Annotated in this window: 7 protein-coding genes; 2 read left to right on the top strand and 5 right to left on the bottom strand. The window is 74.2% G+C overall.

The genetic code is table 11. The annotated features are described in order from the left end of the window. Nucleotides 1-191: 191 nt before the first annotated feature. The 5 genes from glmM to truA form a co-directional block, all read right to left on the bottom strand. A complete protein-coding gene (gene glmM / locus BF93_RS06460; protein ID WP_038371384.1) occupies nt 192-1,538 on the bottom strand; it encodes a phosphoglucosamine mutase in 1,347 nt (448 codons plus the stop codon). A gap of 216 nt (nt 1,539-1,754) precedes the next feature. Continuing rightward, a complete protein-coding gene (gene cynS / locus BF93_RS06455; protein WP_084148318.1) occupies nt 1,755-2,210 on the bottom strand; it encodes a cyanase in 456 nt (151 codons plus the stop codon). Between the two features lie 315 nt (nt 2,211-2,525). Beyond that, nucleotides 2,526-3,029, bottom strand: coding sequence for a 30S ribosomal protein S9 (rpsI, locus tag BF93_RS06450; protein ID WP_038371382.1), 504 nt, complete (start codon nt 3,027-3,029; stop codon nt 2,526-2,528). 49 nt (nt 3,030-3,078) lie between these two features. After that, entirely contained in the window at nt 3,079-3,522 is a 444-nt protein-coding gene (rplM, locus tag BF93_RS06445) for a 50S ribosomal protein L13 (RefSeq protein WP_038371381.1), read from the bottom strand. Nucleotides 3,523-3,965: 443 nt separating this feature from the next. Beyond that, nucleotides 3,966-4,874: a tRNA pseudouridine(38-40) synthase TruA gene (gene truA / locus BF93_RS06440; protein ID WP_038371380.1), complete on the bottom strand. Its 909-nt coding sequence runs from the start codon at nt 4,872-4,874 to the stop codon at nt 3,966-3,968. A 129-nt stretch (nt 4,875-5,003) separates the two neighbouring features. Between truA and purD the strand changes: the two genes are divergently transcribed. Continuing rightward, nucleotides 5,004-6,284, top strand: coding sequence for a phosphoribosylamine--glycine ligase (gene purD / locus BF93_RS06435; protein ID WP_038371495.1), 1,281 nt, complete (start codon nt 5,004-5,006; stop codon nt 6,282-6,284). After that, entirely contained in the window at nt 6,281-7,204 is a 924-nt protein-coding gene (locus BF93_RS06430) for a phosphoribosylaminoimidazolesuccinocarboxamide synthase (protein ID WP_038371379.1), read from the top strand. Before purD ends, BF93_RS06430 begins: the two co-directional genes overlap by 4 nt. Nucleotides 7,205-7,213 lie beyond the last annotated feature (9 nt).

The following is a 7,213-nucleotide window of genomic DNA, read 5'->3' as shown; positions in this document are numbered from 1 at the left end:
CCCCCCGGACCATTGATGGCAGGGCAACAAAGCCATACCCGGCCGAGCGACCAGACCCCGACCATCGGGGCCCTCACAAGGTAACGGGGCAGAGGACCCCCGCGACGCCGGCCCGTGGAGCATCGGCGCGGAATCGGAGGCAGAGAGCCCCCGATGCCCGCCCGCCGGCGGGCGATCGGCCATCGGCCGCGTCAGAGGGCGAGGCGCTCCTCGACGACGGCGGCGAGCCGGTCGGCGATGCGCTGGGCCTGCTCGGCGGTGCCGGCCTCGACCATCACGCGCACCACGGGCTCGGTGCCGGAGGGGCGCAGGAGCACGCGGCCGGACTCGCCGAGCTCGGCCTCCGCGGCCTCGACGGCGTCCCGGACTCCGTGGTCCACGCCGGCACGAGCCTTGTCGACGCCCTTGACGTTGATCATGACCTGCGGGAGGCGCTCGACGACGCTCGCGAGCTCCTGCAGGGTGCTGCCGGTGTCGATCATGCGCTGGAGGAGGTGGAGGGCCGTCAGCTCGCCGTCGCCGGTGGTGGCGTGACGGCTCATGACCACGTGCCCGGACTGCTCGCCGCCCAGCGGGTGGTCGCCGCGGTTCATCTCCTCGAGGACGTACCGGTCGCCCACGGCGGTCTGGATGAGGGCGATCCCGGCGTTGCGCATCGCGATCTTCAGGCCAAGGTTCGACATGACGGTCGCGACGAGGGTGCGGTCGGGCAGCTCGCCGCGGGCGTCGAGGGCGAGGGCGAGGATGCCCATGATCTGGTCCCCGTCCACGACGTTGCCCTCGTGGTCCACGGCCAGGCAGCGGTCCGCATCGCCGTCGAAGGCGACGCCGCAGTCCGCGCCCAGGCGCACGACGGCCTCGGCGAGGCCCTCGAGGTGGGTGGAGCCGCAGCCCTCGTTGATCTGGCGCCCGTCGGTGCGGTCGCCGATCACGTGCACGGTGGCGCCGGCGGCGCGCAGGGCGGCGGGGCCGGTGAGGTAGGCGGCGCCGTTGGCGCAGTCGGCGACGACGGTCAGGCCGTCCAGCGGCCGCTCGAGGGTGCCGGTGAGGTGGCCGACGTACTGGTCCACGGCGTGGGGGTACTGCGTGATGGTGCCGACCCGGTCGCCCTGGGGGCGGTCCCACTGCTCGTGCATGCGCGCCTCGATGGCGTCCTCGACCTCGTCGGGGAGCTTGCTGCCGCCGCGGGCGAAGAACTTGATGCCGTTGTCGGGGGCGGGGTTGTGGGAGGCGGAGATCATCACGCCGAGATCCGCGCCGGTGGACTGGACCAGGTAGGCCAGCCCCGGGGTGGGCAGCACGCCCGCGTCCTCGACGTCGATCCCGGCGGAGGCGAGGCCTGCGCTCACGGCGGCGGAGAGGAAGTCGCCCGAGGGGCGGGTGTCGCGGGCGACGATCGCGCGGGCGCGCGGGCCGTCGAAGGCGCCGAAGGAGCCCAGGACGTGGGCCGCGGCCACGGACAGCTCGACGGCCAGCTCCGCGGTGATGTCGTCGTTGGCCCTGCCGCGCACACCGTCGGTGCCGAAGAGTCGTGCCATGGGTCGTTGCCTCCAGTGGATCCTGGGGCGCGCTGCGTCCTGCCTGCCCTCCGCCGGAGGGTCCCCGGCGCAGCGCGTCCCTGTGCTCGTGCGTGCCGCGGCGGGAGACCGGGGGCCTCCCGCGCAGCGGCGTATCGACATGAGCGTAGCGTCCCGGGGCCGAAGCGCCCGTGCACGGCACGGGGCAGGCGGCGCACCGCACACGCGGCAGCGGTCTCAGCCCTGCGCGCTGACCCAGTCGTAGGGCAGGAACTTCCCGTCGATGGTCAGGACGACGCGGTCCCCGCCGGGGTGCTCGGCGCGCCGCAGGTCGATGCTGCAGTTGATGGCGCTCATGATGCCGTCGCCGAACTCCTCGTGGATGAGGGCCTTCAGCGCGGGACCGTACACCTGGATCAGCTCCTGGAACCGGTAGATCGTCGGGTCGCCCGCTGCGGCGGGATCGGCGGTGCGGGTGGGCTGGCGGGTGAGGGCGTCCACCAGCTCCGGGTCCAGGGAGAGGGCCTCGCGGAGGATCTCCGCCTCGGCCGCGGGCACCGGGTGCGATCCGAGCACGGCCGATGCGGTCCACACCGGCGGGCGGCCGATGCGCCCGGCGAGGTCCTCCCAGCTGATCCCGGCCTTCCGGCGGATCTCGTCGATCTGCTCCCCTGCCTCGCGCTTGCCGATCATGTCGCTCCTCCGGCTCTCGGGACGCATCGGCGGGGGCCGATGCGGGACGGGCGTGCGTCCCGGCCCATCCCAGCAGGGCGCACGAGGGCCGACTGTGGCGTCCGGGGGTCGGGCCGTCCGGTCACGATCGGGTCTCGCGCCGGCGGACCGCCCCGTACCGGAGCGCCGGCGGGCCGCGCCGTGCCGGAGCGCCGCCGTTCGGGCGCTCCGCAGCCTGAGGGCCCCGCCGCGCACGGGAACGGTCCCCGAACGCGCCGGACCCCGGCACCACGAGGGTGCCGGGGTCCGGGGCGTGCGCGGGATCGAGGGTGTCGATCAGCGCTTCGAGTACTGCGGGGCCTTGCGGGCCTTCTTGAGGCCGGCCTTCTTGCGCTCGATGACGCGGGGATCGCGGGTGAGGAAGCCGGCCTTCTTGAGGGTCGGACGGTTGTTGTCCTCGTCGATCTGGTTCAGCGCGCGCGCGACGCCGAGGCGCAGCGCACCGGCCTGCCCCGAGGGGCCGCCGCCGTGGATGCGGGCGATGACGTCGAAGCGGCCCTGGAGGTCGAGCACGCGGAACGGCTCGTTGACCTCCTGCTGGTGCACCTTGTTCGGGAAGTAGTTCTCGAGGGCGCGGCCGTTGATGGTCCACTGGCCGGAGCCGGGCACGAGGCGGACGCGGGCGACGGCCTCCTTGCGACGGCCGGTCCCGTAGCCGGGGGCGGTCACGGACTGGCCGCGGCCGACAGCGGCCTCCTCGGTGGACTCGGTGGTGAAGCTGGAGGGAGCCGACTCGTCGGTGATCTCCTCGAGGGCCTCAGGGGCGGTGGTCTCAGTCACGGGTCTCCTTGAATGTTCCGTGTGGCAGGGCGCGGGCGGGGGGCCCCGCTTACTGCGCCACCTGATCGATGGTGAACGGGACGGGCTGCTGCGCCGTGTGAGGGTGCTCCGCGCCGCGGTACACCTTCAGCTTCTTGATCTGCTGGGCAGCCAGGGAGTTCTTGGGGAGCATGCCACGGATGGCCTTCTCGACCGCGCGCTCGGGCTTGGTCTCGAGCAGCTCCGAGTAGGGGATGCCGCGCAGGCCGCCCGGGTAGCCGGAGTGACGGTAGGCCAGCTTGGTCTCGCGCTTGTTGCCGGTCAGGGCAACCTTGTCAGCGTTGATGATGATGACGTAGTCGCCTGCATCCACGTGGGGTGCGAAGACCGGCTTGTGCTTTCCCCGCAGCAGCTGAGCAGCCTGGGAAGCGAGCCGGCCGAGGACGACATCCGTTGCGTCGATGACGTACCAGGAACGCTCGACATCGCCGGGCTTCGGGGTGAACGTACGCACTCGTGCCTTCTTCTCTCGTCGTGGTGCCCCGGGCGGTCGCCCGGCGGCACGTTTCGATGGACCGTGGACACGCTTCCTTTGGCATAAAGCATGACCGAGACGTCGCGCCCGCCACCGGCCCTGCGTACCTGGAGGGACGGCCGAGGATGCGAGTGAGGACCTCGTGTCGCGCCGGGTGTGAGAGCCCGGCTGCGGGGGCGAGGTGCGCATCGAGGCACGACGACACCCCAGCTTAGGGGCAGCCGTTCGGGGCGGTCAATCGAGGACGGGGCCTGCGGGGTGGGTCTTCGCTCACATCCGCCGCGTCCGCATCGGCCGGGACCGCGCCGGCCGCGCCCCGTCGGCCGCGCTCCCGTCGACCGTGCCCGCATCGGCGCGCTCCCGTCGGCCGCGTCCGCATCGGCGCGCTCCCCTCGCCCGCAGCCCGACCGGGCCTGCGCGGCTCAGCCGCGGAAGACCCGCGAACGCTCGGACTGCGCGGCGAGCTCGGCGTCCGGCGGGTACGCGACGTGCTCGAGGGTGAGCCCCTGCGGCGGGGACATCGGCGCGGCGCCCACCCCGTCGCGCCCGCCGGAGTCGCGGGTCGCCGCCGCCAGCACCCGGGCGGGCCAGGAGATCTCCCGCCGCCCCTCCCCCACCTGGAGCATCGCCCCGACCAGGGAGCGGACCATGTGATGGCAGAAGGCATCGGCCTCGACCGTGGCGACCACGAGGCCGGCATCGGCCCGCCCCGACGCCGGGCGGATCCAGCTGAGCTCCCGCAGGGTCCGCACGGTGCTCGCCCCCTCGCGCGGGCGGCAGAAGGAGAGGAAGTCGTGCTCGCCGTGGAGGGCGGCGCTGGCGGCGGCCATCGCGTCCACATCCAGCTCCCGCCGATGCCGCAGCACGTCGCGGCGCAGCGGATCGTGCCCGCGCGGCGAGTCGGAGATGCGGTAGCGGTAGCGGCGCCACAGCGCCCCGAACCGCGCATCGAACGCCGCTGGGACCGGGCGCGCCTCGTGGACGACGAGATCCGCCGGAAGCACGCCCCCGAGGCGGGTGACCAGCGCCTGGGCGGGGGTGCGGTCGGACCGGCCGGGCAGCGCCGCGAGCGCCTCGGGCGGCAGGTCCAGGTGGACCACCTGGCCGCGGGCGTGGACCCCGGCGTCGGTGCGGCCGGCGACGGTGACGCTCACGGGCACCCGCGCCACCCGCGCGAGGGCCTCCTCGAGGACGCCCTGCACGGTGCGCTGGCCGGGCTGCGTAGCCCAGCCGTGGAAGTCGGTGCCGTCGTAGGAGAGATCCAGGCGCAGACGCCGGGGCGCGGCGGCCGCGCCGGGGCGGGGCTCGGGGCGGACCTCGGGATGGGGCATGGCCCGGGACTGTACCGGGCCGGCATGGAGGCCGACCGACCTTCCCCCGCTGACCAGGGGTTTCGTCCGCCATGTGGACCATACGGACGGGACGGTCCGATACGCGCACGAATCGGTACAGTGGGCCCGGTGAAGATCCTCGTCATCGGTTCGGGCGGCCGCGAGCACGCCATCGTGCGCCGGCTCGCCCGCGACACCCCTGCTCCTGACCTGCACGCCGCCCCCGGCAATCCCGGCATCGCCGAGCTCGCCGCCTGCCACGACGTCGCCCTCGGCGACCTCGAGGGCCTGGCCGCCCTCGCCGACGAGCTGCGGCCCGACCTCGTCGTCGTCGGCCCGGAGGCCCCGCTCGTCGCGGGCCTGGCCGACCTCCTGCGCGAGCACGGCCACACCGTGTTCGGCCCCAGCGCCGAGGCCGCCCGCCTGGAGGGATCCAAGACCTTCGCCAAGGAGGTCATGGTCGCCGCCGGCGTGCCGACCGCGCGCAGCGTGAGCGTCCAGGACGCCGCCGAGCTCGCCGCGGGCCTCGAGCGCGTCAACCCGCTGGGCGACGTCCCCTTCGTCGTCAAGGCCGACGGCCTCGCCGCGGGCAAGGGTGTCGTGGTCACCGAGGATCGCGCCGAGGCGCTCGCCCACGGCGAGTCCGTCATCGCCGCCGGCGGCAGCGTGGTCCTCGAGGAGTACCTCGACGGCCCCGAGGTCTCCCTGTTCGTGGTCTGCGACGGGGAGCGCGTGGTCCCGCTGGCCCCGGCCCAGGACTTCAAGCGCGCCCTGGACGGCGACGCGGGCCCCAACACCGGCGGGATGGGCGCGTACTCGCCGCTGCCGTGGGCGCCGCCGCGCCTGGTCGAGGACGTGGTGCGCACCGTCGCCCAGCCCACCGTCGACGAGATGGCCCGCCGGGGCACGCCCTTCGTCGGCATCCTCTACTGCGGCCTCGCCCTCACCGCGCGGGGTCTGCGCGTGGTCGAGTTCAACGCCCGCTTCGGCGATCCGGAGACCCAGGTCGTCCTGGAGCGCCTGTCCACCCCGCTGGCACCGCTGCTGCTGGACGCCGCCCGCGGCGACCTCTCCGCGCAGGAGGCCCCGCAGTGGTCCGAGGAGTCCGCGGTGACCGTGGTCATCGCGGCCATGGGCTACCCGGCCGCCCCGCGCACCGGCGATCCCATCGGCGGCCTGGACGCCGTCGCCGAGCTCGGCGCCAGCGCGATCCACGCCGGCACCGCCCGGGACGTGGCGGGCACGCTGGTCAGCGCCGGCGGCCGTGTGCTGTCCGTCGTCGCCACCGGCGCGGATCTCGCCTCCGCCCGTGACCTCGCCGGACGGGCGGCCGATGCGGTCGACCTCGCCGGCGCCCACCATCGCACCGATATCGCCCTCGCGGCGGCCGAGGGGACCCTCCACGCATGACCACCGACACCGCCCGCACCGCGCTCGTGGAGGCCCCGCAGCTGCCCGGCTGGGACCTCGCCGTCTCCGGCAAGGTCCGCGAGCTGTACGTTCCCGCGGGAACCCCGGTCCAGGAGGCGCAGGAGGTGCTGGTGGTCGCCACCGACCGCATCAGCGCCTACGACTTCTCCCTGCAGCCCGGCATCCCCGACAAGGGCCGGGTGCTCACCGCCATCAGCATGTTCTGGTTCGAGCAGCTCGGGGACCTGGTGCCCCACCACGTCATCTCGGACACCGACGTGCCCGAGCAGGTCGCCGGCCGCGCCATGCGCTGCACCGGCCTGGACATGGTGCCGCTGGAGTGCGTGGCCCGCGGCTATCTCACGGGATCGGGCCTGAAGGACTACCGCGCCGGCGGCGCGGTGGGCGGCCATGTCCTGTCCCCGGGTCTGACCGAGTCCTCGCGCCTGCCGGAGCCGATCTTCACCCCGGCGACCAAGGCCGAGCAGGGCGACCACGACGAGAACATCACCGTCGCCGAGGCCCGATCCCGCCTGGGCGACGAGCTCGTGGCCGAGCTCGAGGAGCTCACGCTGGCGATCTACCGGCGCGCCCAGGACGTGGCCGCCAAGCAGGGCCTGATCATCGCGGACACCAAGCTCGAGTTCGGGCACGACCGCAGCAGCGGCGCCCTGACCCTGGGCGACGAGGTCCTCACCCCGGACTCCTCGCGGTTCTGGTTCGCCGACCGCTACCGCGAGGGCGTCGTCCAGCAGAGCCTGGACAAGCAGTTCGTGCGCGACTGGCTGACCTCGGCCGCCTCCGGCTGGGATCGCGGCGGCGCCGGCGCCCCGCCGGTGCTGCCCGAGGAGATCGTCGCCGCCACCCGCGACCGCTACATCGAGGCCTTCGAGCGGCTCACCGGTCGCCGCTTCGCCTGACCGCCGACG

The sequence above is a fragment of the Brachybacterium phenoliresistens genome (assembly GCF_000576425.1).
Taxonomy (GTDB): Bacteria; Actinomycetota; Actinomycetes; order Actinomycetales; family Dermabacteraceae; genus Brachybacterium; species Brachybacterium phenoliresistens.
Note: the sequence above shows the minus strand (reverse complement) of the source record. Positions and strands in the feature narration are given on the sequence as shown.

Excerpts from the sequence above, each read along its gene's own strand:
- truA (WP_038371380.1), bottom strand. The coding sequence starts at position 4,874 with ATGCCCCATCCCGAGGTCCGCCCCGAGCCCCGCCCCGGCGCGGCCGCC.
- BF93_RS06430 (WP_038371379.1), top strand. The coding sequence starts at position 6,281 with ATGACCACCGACACCGCCCGCACCGCGCTCGTGGAGGCCCCGCAGCTG.
- glmM (WP_038371384.1), bottom strand. The coding sequence starts at position 1,538 with ATGGCACGACTCTTCGGCACCGACGGTGTGCGCGGCAGGGCCAACGAC.
- cynS (WP_084148318.1), bottom strand. The coding sequence starts at position 2,210 with ATGATCGGCAAGCGCGAGGCAGGGGAGCAGATCGACGAGATCCGCCGG.